General features: G+C 50.9%; 14 protein-coding genes. 5 read left to right on the top strand and 9 right to left on the bottom strand.

Translation table 11 applies throughout. From position 1 onward, the window contains the following. On the bottom strand, positions 1 to 1,963 hold a 1,963-nt coding region (locus tag VE954_RS24770; RefSeq protein ID WP_324957875.1), incomplete at its 3' end, for a cytochrome c. Between the two features lie 121 nt (positions 1,964 to 2,084). Continuing rightward, positions 2,085 to 2,387 (bottom strand): hypothetical protein, encoded by a 303-nt coding sequence (locus VE954_RS24765; RefSeq protein ID WP_324957873.1) that lies wholly within the window; start codon positions 2,385 to 2,387, stop codon positions 2,085 to 2,087. 547 nt (positions 2,388 to 2,934) lie between these two features. Between VE954_RS24765 and VE954_RS24760 the strand changes: the two genes are divergently transcribed. Next, on the top strand, positions 2,935 to 4,977 hold the full coding sequence (locus VE954_RS24760; RefSeq protein WP_324957871.1) for an endo-1,4-beta-xylanase: 2,043 nt from the start codon (positions 2,935 to 2,937) through the stop codon (positions 4,975 to 4,977). Between the two features lie 130 nt (positions 4,978 to 5,107). Next, positions 5,108 to 5,488, top strand: a complete 381-nt coding sequence (locus VE954_RS24755; protein WP_324957869.1) for a response regulator — start codon at positions 5,108 to 5,110, stop codon at positions 5,486 to 5,488. A gap of 756 nt (positions 5,489 to 6,244) precedes the next feature. Here VE954_RS24755 and VE954_RS24750 read toward each other — a convergent pair. Both VE954_RS24750 and VE954_RS24745 read right to left on the bottom strand, forming a co-directional pair. Beyond that, on the bottom strand, positions 6,245 to 9,223 hold the full coding sequence (locus VE954_RS24750) for an ATP-binding protein (RefSeq protein ID WP_324957867.1): 2,979 nt from the start codon (positions 9,221 to 9,223) through the stop codon (positions 6,245 to 6,247). A 366-nt stretch (positions 9,224 to 9,589) separates the two neighbouring features. Next, complete coding sequence (locus VE954_RS24745; RefSeq protein WP_324957865.1) at positions 9,590 to 9,919, bottom strand: hypothetical protein; 330 nt, start codon at positions 9,917 to 9,919, stop codon at positions 9,590 to 9,592. A gap of 930 nt (positions 9,920 to 10,849) precedes the next feature. Here VE954_RS24745 and VE954_RS24740 point away from each other — a divergent pair. Next, a complete protein-coding gene (locus VE954_RS24740; RefSeq protein ID WP_324957863.1) occupies positions 10,850 to 12,337 on the top strand; it encodes a hypothetical protein in 1,488 nt (495 codons plus the stop codon). On the opposite strand, the gene VE954_RS24735 is transcribed toward VE954_RS24740, so the two are convergent. The 4 genes from VE954_RS24735 to VE954_RS24720 all read right to left on the bottom strand — a co-directional run bounded on the left by VE954_RS24735 (position 12,322) and on the right by VE954_RS24720 (position 15,419). Next, positions 12,322 to 12,552, bottom strand: coding sequence for a putative signal transducing protein (locus VE954_RS24735; protein ID WP_324957861.1), 231 nt, complete (start codon positions 12,550 to 12,552; stop codon positions 12,322 to 12,324). The genes VE954_RS24740 and VE954_RS24735 overlap by 16 nt on opposite strands. Continuing rightward, positions 12,533 to 13,258 (bottom strand): hypothetical protein, encoded by a 726-nt coding sequence (locus VE954_RS24730; protein ID WP_324957859.1) that lies wholly within the window; start codon positions 13,256 to 13,258, stop codon positions 12,533 to 12,535. The genes VE954_RS24735 and VE954_RS24730 overlap by 20 nt, the downstream gene beginning before the upstream one ends. Before the next feature lie 84 nt (positions 13,259 to 13,342). Beyond that, complete coding sequence (locus VE954_RS24725; RefSeq protein WP_324957857.1) at positions 13,343 to 14,017, bottom strand: hypothetical protein; 675 nt, start codon at positions 14,015 to 14,017, stop codon at positions 13,343 to 13,345. 712 nt (positions 14,018 to 14,729) lie between these two features. Next, positions 14,730 to 15,419 carry an SGNH/GDSL hydrolase family protein gene (locus VE954_RS24720; RefSeq protein WP_324957855.1) on the bottom strand — a complete coding sequence of 230 codons (690 nt, stop codon included), beginning with the start codon at positions 15,417 to 15,419 and terminating at the stop codon, positions 14,730 to 14,732. A gap of 419 nt (positions 15,420 to 15,838) precedes the next feature. On the opposite strand from VE954_RS24720, the gene VE954_RS24715 reads away from it, so the two are divergent. Then, a complete protein-coding gene (locus tag VE954_RS24715) occupies positions 15,839 to 16,063 on the top strand; it encodes a hypothetical protein (RefSeq protein ID WP_324957853.1) in 225 nt (74 codons plus the stop codon). Between the two features lie 344 nt (positions 16,064 to 16,407). Here the strand turns inward: VE954_RS24715 and VE954_RS24710 are convergent, their stop codons facing one another. Further along, positions 16,408 to 16,689 carry a hypothetical protein gene (locus VE954_RS24710; protein ID WP_324957851.1) on the bottom strand — a complete coding sequence of 94 codons (282 nt, stop codon included), beginning with the start codon at positions 16,687 to 16,689 and terminating at the stop codon, positions 16,408 to 16,410. A 284-nt stretch (positions 16,690 to 16,973) separates the two neighbouring features. Here VE954_RS24710 and VE954_RS24705 point away from each other — a divergent pair, with 284 nt between their 5' ends. Next, the gene (locus VE954_RS24705; RefSeq protein ID WP_324957849.1) at positions 16,974 to 17,216 is read left to right on the top strand and encodes a hypothetical protein; all 243 of its coding nucleotides are present in this window, start codon (positions 16,974 to 16,976) and stop codon (positions 17,214 to 17,216) included. Positions 17,217 to 17,565: the final 349 nt, after the last annotated feature.

Below are 17,565 nucleotides of genomic sequence, written 5' to 3'. Positions count from 1 at the left end.
ATTCCTGCGCGGCTTCGAGCGCTGACTTCGTTTCACTAAACAGAAGTTCAACCGCAGCATTACCAGCCAGATCGGGTTGAAGTTTCGTGAGCCTTGTCTTGATGAGTGGCAGCTCGGCGATGAGTTTGGCTTTCGCCTCACCCTTGCTGTCCCGATTTCCACTGATACCGCGTAAGCGCTTGAGCTCGTCGAGGCGCAGATAGAGCACGGTCAGCATTGCATTGGAATAGGCCCTTCTGAAAAGCTTGTCCTCGCTCGAGCCCTTGGCATATGGATAATCGCTATCAATGTTACAGAAACTGGCCGTACAGAAGAAATAGCCAGGATTACCCCATCTGGAGAAAAATCGAAGTTGAGTTCCAGCCGGCGCGTCGAGGCCTTTGATAAGTGTTGGATTGAGATCCGCGCGATAGCCTCGTTCAAGATTCATGCGCAGGGTGGAGAACGTCCGATGAAAATTCGGCATCAGACCGCAGAAATACTCACAGCTCAAGTTCGAACCGCTGTCCTGCGATAAAAGTTGAGCGGGTTCATTGATCCAACCGAGCCAGAACCAGGTGCTGCGGAGATCAAGTTCGGTTGCACGCAGTGGATAGACATCGTCGGCGAATCCATCACCCTGGTAATACCGACGGACCCGGTCCCTGGAGTACGCAAGAGAAGGCAGTTTGGAACGCATGGCATCAGCTGCTGGGACCCCCATGCATTCTGCCGTCAGGAAGCATGGCCCCTTGTCCTCACCGGTACGGAAAACGCTGGCTCGTGCCACATCCCCCAGCTCCCAGAAAGAGTGGCGGTGATTCAGGTGATGTTCCTTGTTGCGGTAGGCGACATTCGTCAAAGCGTCCGGCATCACATTGGTGCCTTTGCGCAGCATGTGCTGGCCGATCAGCATCGAATGATAACGGCGGAGGCTGATATAGTTCAGCGCCGATCCTGAGAAGGAAGGTTCTTTATGTCTCAGCTTCGCAAAAGACCAGTCAAACATCTTCCAGAAGTTCGCATCCGTTGGATCCGCCAGATACTCATCCTGGATCTGAAACCAGCTCTTAGTGATCGCGGGATCGCTTTCACCAATCGCTCCCTTTTGCTCACCCGACGGTTCGCGCTCGACAAAGCCGGTGGTAGGAATCCATTCGGAAAAGGAGCGGAATTCCTCACCGTTGAATTCATCGGACGTCCACCGGTCGAAATCGATGCCAACCTTCAGGTTGTGAAGATTGATGTTCAGGATTTCATCAGCTGCTGCCTTGGCGTCACCAACGGAAAGGATAGGTGCATCCGCCACGAACTTAAGCTTATGCGCCTGCTTGAGGCTCGCTCCGAAGGCCACATCTCTTTCAATAAGGGTGGCGCCGGGCAGTGATTCACCACCGGGTTGAAACGGACGGAACGTTTTTGGATCGAAGAGAGTCGTGAAATTGTTCTTTTTCCGCAAGGCATGAATATACTGAACTATCTTTTGGCCGTCCTCGGCATCAAGGTGGCTCAGCGCGCGCCGCAGGATGGTGGAATCAGAATATCCGATTCGAGCCAGGTCTATGCCGTCGGGTGAGTGGCAGTTCACACAGGCCAGGCCGTCATGCCCCATTTTACGGAACGTAGCCAGCCCTACCGACAGATACTCTTTGAGTTTTTCAGGACTGATATCTTCGGCAGGAACACACTGGCTATTTCCACCCCCCGCAGACGTTCCGCTGGTGAGGATCGCATAGATCGCTGAAATTTTTGCGTCCGCCAGGCGGTCTCCTGAGAACGCGGGCATTCCTGCGTTGAGCCCGGAACGAACGATTTCCTTGAACTGCTCGGCAGTTTTATTGGTATTGAGGATCTGGGGGTATGTTTTGCCGTTGGAGCTTCCGCCCTTCGCATCAACCCCATGGCAGCCGGCACAGAACTGGGAATAGGCCTCACGCCCTTCGTCGGATGATGCCGTGCAGATCAGGTTCTGACCAGTGACCACACTTCGATCAGTTTCCTGATTCGAAGTGTTTATTGTTTCAGGATTCTTGTGAGGCTTGGACCCCACTCCACAAGAAGTCAGAAAAATAGCAGCAGACAGCAATACCATTGACTTGAACATATTACGGCTCCTTAACCAATCCGCGACAGTCAAACATTTCCGATAGAGATAGAACAAATTCTCTCCCACTACCAACTGCAATATAATAGATGAAATTGCTTACGCTTTGCACATCCGTGCGAATATGATCAAATGGTTTCTCGATTAATACGCGACGAATCGCTGGAATTTTTTTCGCAATACCACAGCCACCATGATTATCGACCTTGTCTCTCATCACGGCGTGGCCAGACCACGTTAAGTGACGAGGAGCAGGAAACAAACCAGAGAGAAAGATATGAATTAAAGTAACGATGTTGGCCAAGTTCTCACTCCGGGCGTGTCGGGAAGCGCGACACCTGTCTCTGTACACTTACACTTGGCTTCACAGGCTGGAATGCGTAGCGTTATTGTAGAGCTCACCCTGGATAGGCTTGAGAGCTCACAAAGGAAAAATCACTTCGCAATTCCTTGCCAAAGGCCCATTTTGCAGGCTATCAGACCTGCCTGCGATTGAGAGAAATCCAGTATTCCAGGATGTAGATTATCAAGCAAGTTGGCACCAGGATTATCAATGCCTCCAAACATGATCGATCTGCCGTCCGTAGAGAAGGACGTTTCCAATACATTCATGTCACACGCAGAGCCCGCGGCGATCAAGTTTTTTTAATGATCGGAATCATTGCTAAATCCAGTCGAATATTCCTTGTATCCAGGCTTAAACCGTCGACCAGGTGGCATTGTTACAGAAAGTCAAAGCAATGAAGCGCAGGTTCAAGCAAAACCGCGACTCACAAGCTCTCTATATGTGAAGACGCCAGAGTCGAGGATTGGAAATCTTAATATTTCTGGCCTTGAAAGTGAGGATGTTGATGAGGAAGTTGAAATTAAGTTCCATTGCTGCGGTAGTTTTCCTCTGTTCGTTTGCCTGTGCTCGAGAAGAATCGGATGATCGCAGGTCCCGTGGACCTCAAGTCGATGATCAAGTTTCGAGTCAAAATTCGCCCGAGTCAGTGTCTTCAGAACCAGACAAGGGTGGTGACAAGGTCGATGACAAGGTCGATGACAAGGCTGATGACAGCGAAATCACCGGTGCCACCTATGAAGCCTGGACTACGAACCTGCTGCTCGAGAGGTATAAGATTAAGGGAGGCAGCCCGATATTTTCCTCAGATGAAGCGGGCAATATAGAAGACCTGAAGGCAGGCGGCGGCACAAAATCAATTGTCAAGGTGAGTGGCAAACCGTTTGCCAGAGCAGTAGAGCTTGCAATTTCCAATGTGCCGGAAAAGGCTTGGGACGCTGGATTTGAACTGTCCACGAAGCATGCAATTCGGGCTGGTGACCGCCTGCTGCTGATTTTCTGGGCCCGTACCGTCTCCGGTCCAAATCAGATTGGGCTGGGAAATTTCGAATTTATGCTATCTTCCTCGCCTTACACAAAATTTAGAACGTTCGAACAAAGGATCGGGACAGAGTGGAAGCGATACATTTTACCTGTTCAGGTAACGCAGGATATTCCTGCCGGTGGCGCTAAATTCACGGTCGAATTAGGTGTTGCCAAACAAACCATTCAGGTGGGTGGCGTGACAGCCATCAACTACGGCAAGTCTTATGCGATGGCCTCACTTCCTATTCAAAGCAACGATGAATACGTTGGACGGGAAGCCAATGCCCCCTGGCGCAAGGCGGCCCAGGAGCGCATTGAAAAATTCCGCAAGGCCAATCTGGAAGTCACAGTCCGGAATGCCAACGGCCAAGCGGTTCCCAATGCCAAGGTTCGTATTGAAATGCTGCGCCATGAGTTTGCATTCGGCACAGCCATCCAGGAGGATCGAATCGCCGGCAATAAGAAGCAGGATAAGGCATATCAGGAAAAGTTACTGAATCTTGATGGCAAAGGCCATGGCTTCAATGCCGTTGTGTTCGAAAATGGCCATAAATGGAAGGAATGGGAAAACAAATGGCCAGTTTCCAATGCCGACAATGCCAGGACAGTCAAATGGCTCGTGGATAGGGGGATTCAGGTACGTGGGCACACGCTCTTGTGGCCCGGTTGGGGGAACTCGCCTGCCAACCTGAAGGGCAAATCCCTGCAGGAGATCAAGGATCGTATCAATGGTCACTTGAATACAATGCTCAAAAATCCTGACCATCCGGAACTTGGCCTTATCAAAGAATGGGACGTCCTCAATGAGCCAACCGGCAACGTGGACATTGCCAACACCTTCAAGGGTTCACCTGGTTACCCTACGGGCCGGGAAATTTATCTGGACCTTTTCAAGAAAGTCAAGGAGCTGGCGCCAGACGTCAAGGCTTATGTGAACGAAGCGCAGTTGACCAACTTCTACGTTAAAAGCGATCGCTATAAATCCTATGTGCAGGAAATCGCCAACGGTCTCAGGGCCAGCGGCAGTGCCGCGAAGGTGGACGGCGTAGGCCTCCAGGCGCATTTCCGTTATCTGATCCCACCTGCGGAAATGCTTGAGCACTTCGAGGACTACCATGTTGCGTCCCTCGGCGGAAAAATAAAGATCACCGAGTACGACAATGCCACGCTCGCGCCGGATGATATCCAGCGCGACTATTTCCGCGACATCCTGACCGCGACCTTCAGCTACGAACACGCTGATGGCTTTCTCATGTGGGGTTTCTGGGACGGAACCTCAAAGAAGGCTCCCCTCTTCGATATCAACTGGAATCTGAAACCGTTTGCCACACCTTTTATTGATCTGGTATTCGGTGAATGGTGGACGCCGACCACTGAGCTCACGGCGGACGCCAATGGCAAGGTTTCATTGCGTGGGTTCAAGGGTACCTACAAAATCACTGTCACGAGCGGGAATCAGCAGAAAACCGAGAACGTTAAATTAGGTGGCGATCTGAATTATGCCGCCAGCCTTGCAAACCCATAAAAGGTTTGCCGTCAGGTAACAGAGGGAAGGTGGAGCATGTCTCCACCCTTTTTTCATCAGCTTTCAAAATGGCCTTTTGATCCATGAAGATGTCCTCATAGCAGGGCCCCGGAAAGTGGCGCTGGAGGGCTTGAATGACAAGGTTCCTCCCACCGAAGCTGCGCAACAGACGAAAATAAGCTCGTCCCAGCTTGAAGGGGCGAAAGTCCTTCCTGCCGATGACACGCTCGACAATCCATGTCTGGTGGCCAAATATCTGACCCGAGCTGGAGCCACAGTTGATGTCGCGGGCGACGGCGAAGAAGCCGTGACGATGGCGCAGGCCGGGGATTATGATGTGGTTTTGATGGACATCCAGATGCCCAAGCTCGACGGCTATGAGGCTACCGCTAAGCTGCGCAATGAAGGCTACGAACGTCCTATCGTGACCCTGACGGCCTACGCCATGCGCGAAGAGAAGGGAGCGGTGTCGCCAGGCTGGATGCAACGCCTACCTCACCAAGCCTGTTAAAATGCAGGAGCTTATAGAGTTGGGGCGTGAAAAATTTAGGGACGGTCGATTCCATGATGGGGCCTTTCTTCATCACCATCACCTGAAAGCGCCAGGATCATCCTGGATTGGCGATCGACTGGTGCTCGCCGGCGGAGTTCCCACCTTCTGCCAGGTGCAACGATCTGCTAAAAGCCTATCCAAAACAACCTCTCTTAGTGGTAATTGACGATCTCAACATCATGGAAAATATTGTCCCTCCACACAAAAACAGTACGCCAACCACTTGTCTTATTGATATCTATAGCTAACTGGCCAGCGCGATCACCTGTAAGGCTATGAACTCTTATGTCCGGGGGATGCGCTTTAGACTTCAAATCTTCCAATGAACTCGTCGCATTCATGATCTGCATAAGAGCTTTTGCTCTTATGCAATGCGCTTGATCGGGTAGTTTGTTGGAGCTACCTTTATTCCAAACATCCTTCGCAACTTTGCCACCAGCTCCTGCTAGAAATTTCCCTATTTTTCGGTTTTATTGGCTCGGTCGCAAACATTTCCCGCCGCTTACTGATCCCGTTTTGCCGCAAAAGACAGCACAGACTTCTTGAGATTCACCTCGAGGCGGCCACCATTATAGGTGATAAGAGGTGGCGCCGATGGCGTCTTTTCTCATTCCGCTTGGTCAAATCGGCAATCGAGCGCCAAAAGGATCCCGAGTCCTTACACACCCGACTGCGGGAGCGCGTTGTGTCAGACTGAGTTCCAAATCCTGCATATCAGGTGGCCATGTGCAGATTGATTTCAGAACCACTTCCTTCATTCGCTGTAAGCTGTCTTATATGCTCAGCAGGGATGCGAATGGAAAATTTGAAACGAGCATACTCTTCACCGGCGTCCCCCATAAATTCGATTTGAAGACTCCCGCCTAGCCGGCCAATGAATTCCTGAACCGCTCCCATCCCAACGCCGCGGCCGGAAATTTCGGTCACGGTCGAGGCCGTGGAAAATCCCTCCTTGAAGATGAGTTCGGCAATATCACCTGGTTCATACTTCTGATGGGCGTTGAGGATCCCCTTGGAAACTCCAATGGCCCTGATTTTCCCGAGGGCCAGCCCACGGCCATCGTCCGACAGACTCAGGATGCAGTCACCCTCTGCCGTCAGACCTGCTTCAAAGGTGAAAGTCCCACTTTCAGGTTTTCCCCGGTCTGAGCGCTCTTCAGGAGACTCTATGCCGTGATCCATGCTGTTACGGATCAGGTGCTTCAGGGAATCGGTCAATATCGTGTAACACTCATGATCCAGGAAAATTCCGTCAAACCCGATTTTATGGACCTGCGGCAGAGGCTTTTCCAGGTCCCTCGCGAGCCGGGGCAGAAGAGCCTCGGCCTCATGGACGAGGCGGCTGGCGGGAACATAGGCTGCGCCCATCAAGGGCTCAAGCTTCTGATACGTCAATAATTCTCTAGTCAAAAGTCCATCCAACAGAGTTTTCAGATAGGAGCGGCTGAGGCTGACATTCTCGACCGCGGCATCGTTACGGTTGAGCTTTTCCTTCGCTATCAAGGCATATTCGTCGATGCGGCTGATGATTTCCGAGAAATCCTTGAGCAGGCTTTCCGTGTCCAAGGGCAGGCTTCCTGCCCGAATCTGAATTACGACGCCTTCCGCCTGATGAATGGAAAGTGCCAGCTCCTTGAATCCAAGGGTTCTCGCCCCGCCCTTGATTGTGTGAAGGTTGATGAAGATCATCTTAAGAGCCCGCTCCAGCCATGAACGTTCCATACCGGCAATCGTTCCGAGGATCTGCCGATTCTCCTCGACAGCCTTGCGAACCGAGGCGCAAAACAGCAGAAAGCGCTCATGGGGGATCTGCATGAGCTCCTCGATAAGACCCAGCTCCCGCCTCTGAACCATGGAGGCTTCCTGATAGGCTCGTAGATCAGTTGCATCACGGCAGGAGACCAGAACACGCTGGACGGTCTCACCATCGCTTTTAAGGGTGACGCTCCAGTCGAGATCGATGATCCGTCTTTGACCCCCCACATGCACCACGAGCTCGCTCGGGAACTGCTCGGAGTTCATTTCGAAGTTGACGGCATTCTCACCAATGGCTCCGGCCAGACACGAATGGATCGTATCAATTCTGTTCCGATCCAGATTGGAGTGGTCCAGGAGCAGACTGTCAATCGTATAGTCCTCACCTGGGTCCGCCCCCAGCACATTCTGAAGGCTTTTGGAGCGTTCCGGGTCCACCCGGAAATGAAGCGGATCGGAAATGCTGAAGACGCCAATTTTAATGTTATCGAGGATCGAGCGCATGTCCTGTCGGCTGCTTTCAATGACCTCGCGGCTGGCCCGAAGTTCGCGGGACTGGCGCTGCACGACATAGAGCACACAGAGGACCAGGAGGGTGAGCGAAATGGCCGCGATGGAGACGATGCGAAATTTGTTGAGAAGGTGAATCTGCTCGAACTGCATCTCATTCTGTTTTGCCAGTGCTGCATTGCGCTCGACTTCATACTGGAGCCCAAGATTCACCGCCGCGCGATTGTACTCCTCCTTTTCCTTTTTGGCGGCGATTTGCTCGAAGCTCTCCATATACTTCTTGAGAAACGTCAGGGCCTTTTTGGTGTCGCTCAGCCCCAGGTGGGCCTTGTACTGTACATATTCAAGTGAGTTTTGGTGGGTTTTGTCACTGAGCATTTCCTGGCTCTGCGCTCTCTCAGCATGAACCAGTGCCTTGGCATAATAACCGGCATCCAATTCCACCCGCGCCAGCTGCTTTTCCAGATAGGCAATCCATAAACTGTCTTCCAATTCACTGTAGAGTTTCAGTGAGTTTTGAGCCAGGAGCCGGGCTTCCTCAGGCTTTTTTTCGAGCAGTTTGACGAGGCTCAACCCGTAAAAGCTTGATGCTATGTCCGCTTTGGCTCCAATCTCCGTGGCCAGCCGGAGCGATTCTCTAAAATACGGCTCAGCGCTGGTGCTGCCCTGCTTCTCCTCTTTTCTGAAGACGGCGAGACCTAAACTGTAAAGAACCCTGGCGCGTGCGGCCCGAATACCCAGCTTTCGAAAAAGTTGCTCCATACTCTGATAGGTGCCTATTGCAGCATCCCGCTGGCCCTGGTAGAGGAGGGCCATGGCCATGAAACTTTTGACCGTATCGAAAACAAAAACACAGCTTTGAGGCTGACGATTGAGGAGATCCTGAGCCTCATGAAGGAGGCGCATGGCATGATTCAAATCACGGTGAACCACCATTTTAGCTGCGTACACGGCCAGCGCATACGTCAGAGCCTGTTCATCACCCTGGATGCGTAATTCATCAATTAATTTCGCAAGGCCGGCAAGCTTTCTATCCTGCGAATCCTCGCTGCCGTTAATCGTTTGAGCGCGTATAGCACTCCATTCCACATACAGCTTCAGCTTCAAGGCCAGGGCTGTTGCTTTCTGTACGTCCTGAGTCGGAATTAATTCATCAAAACCATCGTCATTCAACTGTCCGTAAGCAAAGATTGCCCTGACCCAGGCCTTGGGGCTGTGCTTCCGATCGATACCAGTCAGATTGCGTTTGAGCCAGTCTATCACCCAGGAGGGGTTATCCTTCATCTGGATTTCAAGCGCTCTAAAATCATTAAGGTCGACCGAATCATCAACCCCAGCGTACACCTCTACCGCAAAGAGAAGGAGCGCGACGATCATGAACCTCACACGAAATCGAACCTTAAATTGGAAGGACTCGATCCTGTGCAAGAGACTCTCCCTCTGCCGCCGACATGAAGGCAAACATCGCCACGTAACAAGTTTCGTACCCATTCCCATTGGCTTGAGGAGGGCGAGGGCTTTTCACGACTTTTTGCGGAAATGGCTATCCTTGTGGCAGCTTGGAGGTCATACCATCTGGAAAGAATGAGGCACCAGCAGCGGTGTGAGGCGAGGATGAGGACCGGTCTGGGGTTTCAGAATCTTACAGACAAAGTCAGATCGAGCCAGAAGTTCTACACTTCAGGCGATCGCATTCAGCCTGGGTGGCGCCTTCATTGAGCTTGCGGTCGGCCTCCCGAGGTTTCCTTTATAATAGTAAGGATTTACCCAGGCGCAACAGAACCCCAGGCGCCGCTAGGGATTAAGCACTTTCACAAGTGCTGTTGCCTCATTGTCATTGGGCCAGGTCACTGAATCATGAGCTGGCTGCCCCAGTTTCGCATCCAAGACTTCCTGTTTCGTCTTCATGGAGCGAAGCTTATCGGTCGTTGCCAAGGGTCCGTGGCAGCCCATGCACTTTGTATTCCACAGCATCGTGCCTTGAACAACGATATTACTGCCCGCAGCTCCTCGACCCTCATCCAACCTCGCTTTATAACCTGTGGCTGCAGGCGGCTTCGATTTGCAAGCCACAACGAGTGCAAAGAAGCCAATGATCAAAAGTGATTTCTGAATCGCGTTCATCGTTCAACTCCACAATCGCGGCATGCGCGCGACCAATTCAGAGAGCAACAGTCCCAACCAAAAGCCCACGCCGAAGGATGTCGCGTAGAGAAACAGTCAGGACCACATTCTCTTCTTTCTGTTTCGCAATCCACCGTGCAGATTCATGGCAAATCCTCGTGAAGGGTTGTTTTAACCTTACAAAAAATACGCCACTCGAACTTCCCAAAAGGATCACTATCTTCACGCGATAATGGAAGTAGGCACTAGCGAGCACGTTTCCACCGTAACCTCCCAAGACATCGATATCATTGGAGGCTTCAATGATCGCCCAGCGTGTGATAGTGTCCAGGCACGAAGAAAGAGCGCGGCGTTGCTTTAAGGATGCGAATCGTATTGGAAAAATGGTGCTACGGTGGTGTTCGCGATGGGAAGTGATTCCCACGATCACCCCGCGTGGGTTCTGTTGCAAAAAATCTGGTATTTTGACCTGGGACTCGTCATATTCGCAAGTTCACCCTGCCCAGGGAGTGATTATGGCACTGAGCTTCAGAGGACGGCACTTCCTTTTGTTGGCAAAGCGGGGTCAGAAAGCGGCCATGGGGTTTTTGAAAAGGGCCATTCGTCAGCATGGAGTGCCAGAAAAGATCAACGCAGACAAATCAGGAGCCAACGCCTCTGGCCTCAAGGCTTTCAATCATGAATATTCAACCGACATTGAGCTCCGGCGGTGAAGTATCTGAATAACTTTATTGCCATCAGGCATCAGGAATCCGTTGAAAAAGCAGCGGATATTTGCCACGATCTGGGCATCAGTCAGCAGGCTTTTTGCGAGATTTCTCAAAACAAACGCGTCGGGAACAGGCCAAAGCGCAGGAATGGCAAGCCATCGTCCAGAACCTCGAGCAGGGGCTTAAACCCTTGCTCCAGCTATAAAGGAAAGGAAACAGTATGGAACAACGCAGGAAGGTTCACTACGCCGCGGTTTTGATATTAATGACGTCCTGGATCCGGGCCTCGGCCGAGGAAGTCTCAATGGCCGCCAACTGCACCGCAGTGGAGACGGAGCTCGCTGGAGAATCTCTGCTGGCAGAATCACGGCTCTGGTTGATAAAACAGCTGGGGAGTAGTCAGGATCTGCTGGCGTCAGTGATCGAAACCAACAACAAGGCAGCCGCCGTTTGTTCGCAGAAAACAACTCAGACAGCCAGCCAAACCGAAATCGTCACCGCCTCCAGCAGTGCACTGATCGATAGCCGTGTCCGTGTGCAGACGGTAAAGGATGAATGGTCCAATTGCTGCAGGATTCGGGGTGGACCAGTCAAGTGCGACGCCGAAAAGAAGGCTCTGGATGGGGCGCTGGCAGAATACGCAAGCCTGCGCAGTGATGAAAGAGCTGCCGTCGAAAGGCTTAATATCCTCAAGCAGGACCAGTTTAGCAGTTGCGCTGAGGCGGACGCCAAAGCGGTTGCCAACGCGGCCCATATTGCGAATCTGACCAAAACTGTCAAGGATACCAGTAAGGAAATTGCAGATCTGGATGACGAATTGATCGGCAATAGCAATACAATAAGCACGGCAGGACCTTCTACAGCAATGTCCCAAGGCACGTGTCCAAAACCTGAGCTCCGTGGATTCAGCTTCGGCCCCATCAAATTCGGCGTGTTCAGCGACGGTTTCTACTATACGGGGCTGCCGGCTTATGAGGAGAGCGTGCTCAGCAATCAAATCAGTCCTTCCGCCCAAAGCCAGTTAAAAAGTTTGATTGGAGTGAAGGTCGAATCGAATTTTCTGCTCATCCCACCCCTAAAGCCGACTCTTAAACTTTCTGACTTAAAGCTTACACTCGCCCAAGCCAAGGTCAATGCGAATCAGGATATCCGCGCACTGGCTCTGGAACTTAGGGGAGATTCCGTGCTCACGAATGAACGCCGCCGTTTCCTGCTCAGCGGGATCAAAGAAATCCTGGAAAATCAGGGCTTCGCTTTCGCGACTGATGTGGACGATGCGGCCTTCGAAGATGCCTGGTTTCAGGCCTGGGTCAATTTACGAAAGCAGGCCATGGGTCAGCTGAGCTATCGTCTGTCGATTAACAGCAATGAACTCGCTCAGGCGCTCCAGGAATATCAGCTGGCGCAACCGGCTTGGCATGTGGAGAAGCCTTTCCTGGCCGGACTCGAGGTGGCCGTGCTGTCGGGTTCCGACCTGTTTGTGGAAGCTTCCGTAAAACTCCGGCCGGGGGCGCAGGAAGCGGACCTGCTGGTCGGCGTCACCGCAGACGGCCTTGAGGTTTTATCGGAACCAGGCGGCCCCATACTTCTCCCCATAGGAGTCAAGGCCAGGCTGCTCTTCAATCGTTTAGGGCTTATCTTGCATGAGGCACTTCCCGTGGCTTTATGCGTGGAAGTTAAAGGTGAGGCCCTTCAATCCTGCCCGTAGGGGGTGCCGAGCGAGATCATTTCCATGGCTTCGTCGTATAGGTTTGCTGGGACGAACAGGTGAAAACCGTCAGCTGAGAAGGCGTTGCCAGGGTAACCTATCGCTGAATCATGCTGCACCATGACAGGAATCTCGTTCGATTCAAGAAGGCTCTTAATGATATCGGCCTGGATCCTATCTGAAAAACTCGTCAGTTTACGTACATTCAATCGCATATACTCCATTGAGTCGATCCAGAGATTTCGGGCACTCCTTCAAGGCAATGTCCAAAATCTTTTCTATTTCGGTCTGTCTTTCCTGCTCAAAAGCTTCTTTTTTCATCGGAGCATTGCCGGACTTTTGGGTATAAAATGCTTCGACGTTTTCTCGTATAAGGTCGGGAATGCAGCTTCCAGCCTTATATGTGGTCAGCATGCAGGCTTTCCATTTGTCCATATCTATAAGGGCATGACTTGAACTTATGGATTTTCTAAACGACTTGCGAAGGGCGTCGCGCTGAACTTCGGAGAGATGATGTTTGGCAGCGCAAGCGTCTGAAAGCGCATCAAAGTCCAGAGGGTTTTCCTGATTGATATTCTGCCTGGCAGCAGACAAAAGGCAGTCAGCGACTTCCTGGGTAAGTCCTTGGCCTGTAGCGTTTTCACTCAAAGAAGCCTCGAAATTTTTGTACCATTCCTGATTTTTTTCAGGAGCTGAAACGGTGCCTTTTGGCTCTGGAGAAGAGTTGTCGAGAGCCGGAATCGGTTTTATCTCTTCGAGGTTTGTCTGGGTTACTTGTGAATCAGGATTGCTTTCAGCATTTTGCAGTTGAGTTCCCGTGCCTGTGACTTGCGACGTTGCTTCTTTTGATGGCGACTTCGTAAAGTAGACAAGAGAAGCCACTGCAATGATCAAACAGCCGATTAATATCGCTTTTTTCATGCTATGGCCTCTTCTTAAAATTAATCAGCTTCCGCAAGAGCCAATGCGTGTAGACAATACTCTACCGCCAGAACAGTTCCTCGGTCAGAGTTTGCAAACGCAACAAATCTGGATATTTAGGGCCTGCATTATTATAACTTTTGTTTGATGCCATTCAACGACGAGCTGGTGGCTATCTCTTGCTCTCAGGTCCACTCCCGGAATTTGTACGATCAGCTGCTTTTCGCTTGAAGGCGAAGCAGAGAGAGTGCCTGTCAAGCTTGCGTTGAGAGTGACGGTCGACTGATTTGAGATCTTCGGATCTTCGTCAAGAATCAGCAGCGCAGTATGGGCGTCAACGATTTCGATTCCATGTAGCAAAGGCGCTTGAGCGTCAAGGCGTATCGCCACCTCTCGAGGATTTCGAACATTGGCGTTATCAACAAGACCGGCCAGGCGGAGTGCCGTTGGTTTGCCTTTCTCCAGTTTGTTTTGATCAACGGTAACCGTTAAAGTTGTGCGGTTTTCATCCCAAGTGGGAGTCTCAAGACCTGGATCATATGTGATTTTGTCTATTCTCTGAACGGGTTCAGAAAACTTAACGACAATGCGCTCGAGACCTTCCTGGTGAAATGAGGTCACTTCAGGAGGGGTTGAATCTTGATTTGGGGTTGGGCTGATGGGATGAGTTACAGGAGGCGACTGAGGTGATTGCCGGGCGGGATCTTTCGAGGAACGGCCGTCAACTCCGAGATTGGCATTTGCCAGGATACTTCCCAAGAAAACAGCTTTACCAATCCTTCATGGGGAGTCCCTCCCTCAATGTTGTGCCGCAACATCCGCATGAAAGGGGATATCCATGAAATGCGGTCGAAAAGAATGCACATTCTTAGTAAACGGAGGTTATTTTATGTTATTGAAACAGTTTTCGTGCTCATTGCTTTTGTTTCTGGGGATGTCTACAACTGCCATTGGCGATGCACCCCGAGCGGAAACGGAATTATCTCCCAAAATCATGATTGACGAGTCCGGCGACTATCCCAAGGTTATTGAAGAGGCCCCTGCCGACCTTGATTTCCCAACATCTCCCGCTGAACCAAAAGGAGCTAGCGTGCTTAACGAAAGACGGGCATGCAAGTACGCGAGCGAATGCCGTTGGGACTGGGCGAGGGAGTGTGAATGGTGGTGCCAGAATGTTGGAGGGTTTGACATCATGAAGTCTTGCAGCTGGGGCAAGTCGAGGTGCTGCTGCAACGGCTAAGGTACGATCTGGCAATATGAGATTACGTTAGGATGGAAGACGCAGAGGCCCTTGGCGGTCTGGCCATGGGCCTTTTATGCAAATGCCGGCCCGACTGGATCTCAGAGCATCAACCTACCATAATCGATTTCTCCCTTCCAATTATTGGTGGGGAGTCCATCTCCAGCTACACTCAATGGCATCTGTTTTGATTGAAGTCTCGTGTTAAAACAGACGAAGCCTCTGGCAAATTTAGTCCGTGCCATTCGCCTGCATTCTCTCCCACAGCAAACCAGCCATTTTTATCGACCCCGCTCGACTCGGGTGAATTCCGTCCCAGCTTATCGTGCTGCCACCTTGCATCGCATCTCGGGTGTCAATGACTTCGCAGCGAATTTGAGTTCCTGCGCAAATATCCGGCATGCGCAACATTGCATAGTCGATCGCTTGGTCCAGGCCCGAGGCAAGGCCAGTCGTATAATAGTAGCCGAGGTAGTAGATGCTTGCAACTCCATCACTTTCCATCTGCTCCACAAGATCCGCGGCCTGATTTATGGCACTGTCGATAACAGCGACGCAGCTTTGAGTAAACGCGCGGCAAGGTCCCATGTTGGTCAATACATCGTTGCCCCCTCCGTTCATGATAACGGTCCGCGCAAAGCCATACTCTCGCGACCTCTGATACTGGCGAACAATGCCGCTCATGACGGCACCAATGCCTGCGTACGAATCGATATCCTGGGACGAGAGTTTCTCAAGTGTGCTGCCGATCAAGCCATTTAAGGCGAATATGCTGTCGCCTATAATGAGGGTTTCAGTGGTCGCACGCGTTTCACTTGTCTCCACCTGGTCGTGGACTACGACTCCGGCACTTCCCGCATAGAGCCGAAAATCAATGAAGAATAAGGCACCTGCAACACCTGTTGTAAAAAGTAGGCGCATGGCGTTAAGCCCCTCCGGATTAAAAGGAAATGAAAGGAAAAACTTTTTAAGATTTGACAAGCGTCCTGCCTCTGATTCTTCACTAATGTAGGTTCAACTCAATTTACCTTTCGTCATGCAGCTCTCGCCAGCGAAAGTAACCCCCTATTTCGAGTTGACCCCAGACACATAGGAAGGTGTCCACGTCCTGCCTCCAAAGTCCAAATGAAGCTAAACTATTACTCAAAGGAACAGACACTTGGTGAACATCAGGCACACGGCTTGAGTATCTCCGAAATGGTTCAGGTCTCCAAAGAAATAACTGTTGCATCGAGGGCTCAGTCACAAACCTTTGAAAGGGTGAAACAGGTCATCTCCCTGGCATCACTCCTACTTGCGTAATCAATTTAGGGATTAGGCAATAGGCGCGAGAGGGCTTTATGAAAGCTCGACTCGCACGGGCCGGAATTGGGCAGGACAGTTTTCGCCGCTATTCGCCGCACTCAGGACGCGCGACCTCTACGGGCCATCGTCTTGATACCATCGGTGCTCCGCTCGAGGATGTGCAGGCTGCCCTCGGCCACAGGAACACGCGCACGACACAGGGTGATAACAAGCGAAAAAAAGCTCACGAGAAAAGTGGGGTTTTTCGAGTGCGATATTGAAGGGCAAATTTTTTGAAGCTCCTGGCAGGAGCCGCCCTGAACCTGGGAACAATCAATCTTTAAATCGGAACCCGTTTGGCATCATGTTTTTTGTAAAAAAACGCGAAGTGATATGCAAAATTTGAATTCGGAAGAAACATTTTTTAACGTTAGGTCCTTGAGTGCCGCCTCGGATGGCAGCACATTTTTACTCAAATTCCTGGCCTATCAGCTGGAAACGTAAGCAATAGAGGTTCGGCCAGGATCACGGCAGCCAGCCGATACTCCCGGGAGTGCGCAATGGAAAGGCGGGATCAGTATGAAGGATACTCTTTTGCCTGAGGATAAAGCCACAGTTTTCAACTTCACAAAACCATTCTCTCCAAAGCATTTGATAGAAAACCCTTGTTTCCTGTGCTAAGTACAAGTAATCCAATATCATGATCGACATCAACAGAGACCTGAACTTTTGCTATAAAAAGTGAAAGAAGATAGTTGAGATTAGGATCGATAGCGAAGCCGCTCATTCTTCTCTGTTGGCCCACACCAATTCCGTGTTTTGCTAGCACGACATTAATCCGCTCATTCTCTATTATAAGTGTCCTGCGTTCGCGCCGTATCGTGTCGGTGGAATCAGACGATTTCAAGTCCCTTAGTTCCTGAGCCAGGCCTTGATTTCTCTCGGTTTCCCGGATCTGTCTTAGCCGATATTCCTCTGTTCGAGCTTCATTCCCTCGAATGGCCCCAGGACGCTTTCTGCCTAATGGTAGCAACCAGAGAATGCTTTTTATGCTTACCCCTGCGGTCCCCGCCCGGGAGAATGTCGAGATCGATAGCTCTAATTTTTATAGAAAAGAATTATAGTGCTGTTCTGTTTAAGGAGAGGTCACTTTCTTCTGCGGAGCTCAACGCGATACAGGAAGTTTTAAGTGTGAAAGCTAATCAGTTTGCAACCATTCTGGGCCTGGATAAAGGATCTCTATCAAATATCCTGCGAGATAACAGGGAAATGCAGCATTCTACACAAATTCTAGTCATGGAGAGATTAGGACTTGAGTTAAGCCGACCTTGTTCGATTAAAGCCATGCTGGAAGATAGCCAAAATGAAATAGAAGTGGATGATGTCGCCAAAGCTGTTATTGAGAAAGTTCGCTTTTCAAAGCCAGCAGCTTAATTGTTAATTAAGCCAAGGCTAAGCTGCAGGGTCCCGGAAAGAATGCTTAGAAATTGATCAAGTCATCTATATTATCGACTAAAGCTGCCTCCTGGGAGATGCAATCCTCCTCCTGAGGAGGTTTTTTTTAATGCGATCTAACATGGAAGGGCTGGCCTTTTACCTAGCCGATCAATTCGAGGCAACGTCCGACTTCGGAAGCTTACGTTCAGCATTCTTTGTGCGCCAAGATAAGCGGCGTGTATCTCGCGGGTGAAAGTCCCGCAGCGGAAGGGGAAGTCAGCCCCACCGCGTAACGAGTCTTGAGTCCCTGGAGGTAACGAAATGGACTAAGCGTAGACAGTGAAAC

The organism is Oligoflexus sp. (assembly GCF_035638955.1).
In the GTDB taxonomy this organism is placed as follows: Bacteria; Bdellovibrionota_B; Oligoflexia; order Oligoflexales; family Oligoflexaceae; genus Oligoflexus.
The sequence above is the reverse complement of the archived record's forward strand: the minus strand, read 5'-3'. Positions and strand labels throughout refer to the sequence as shown.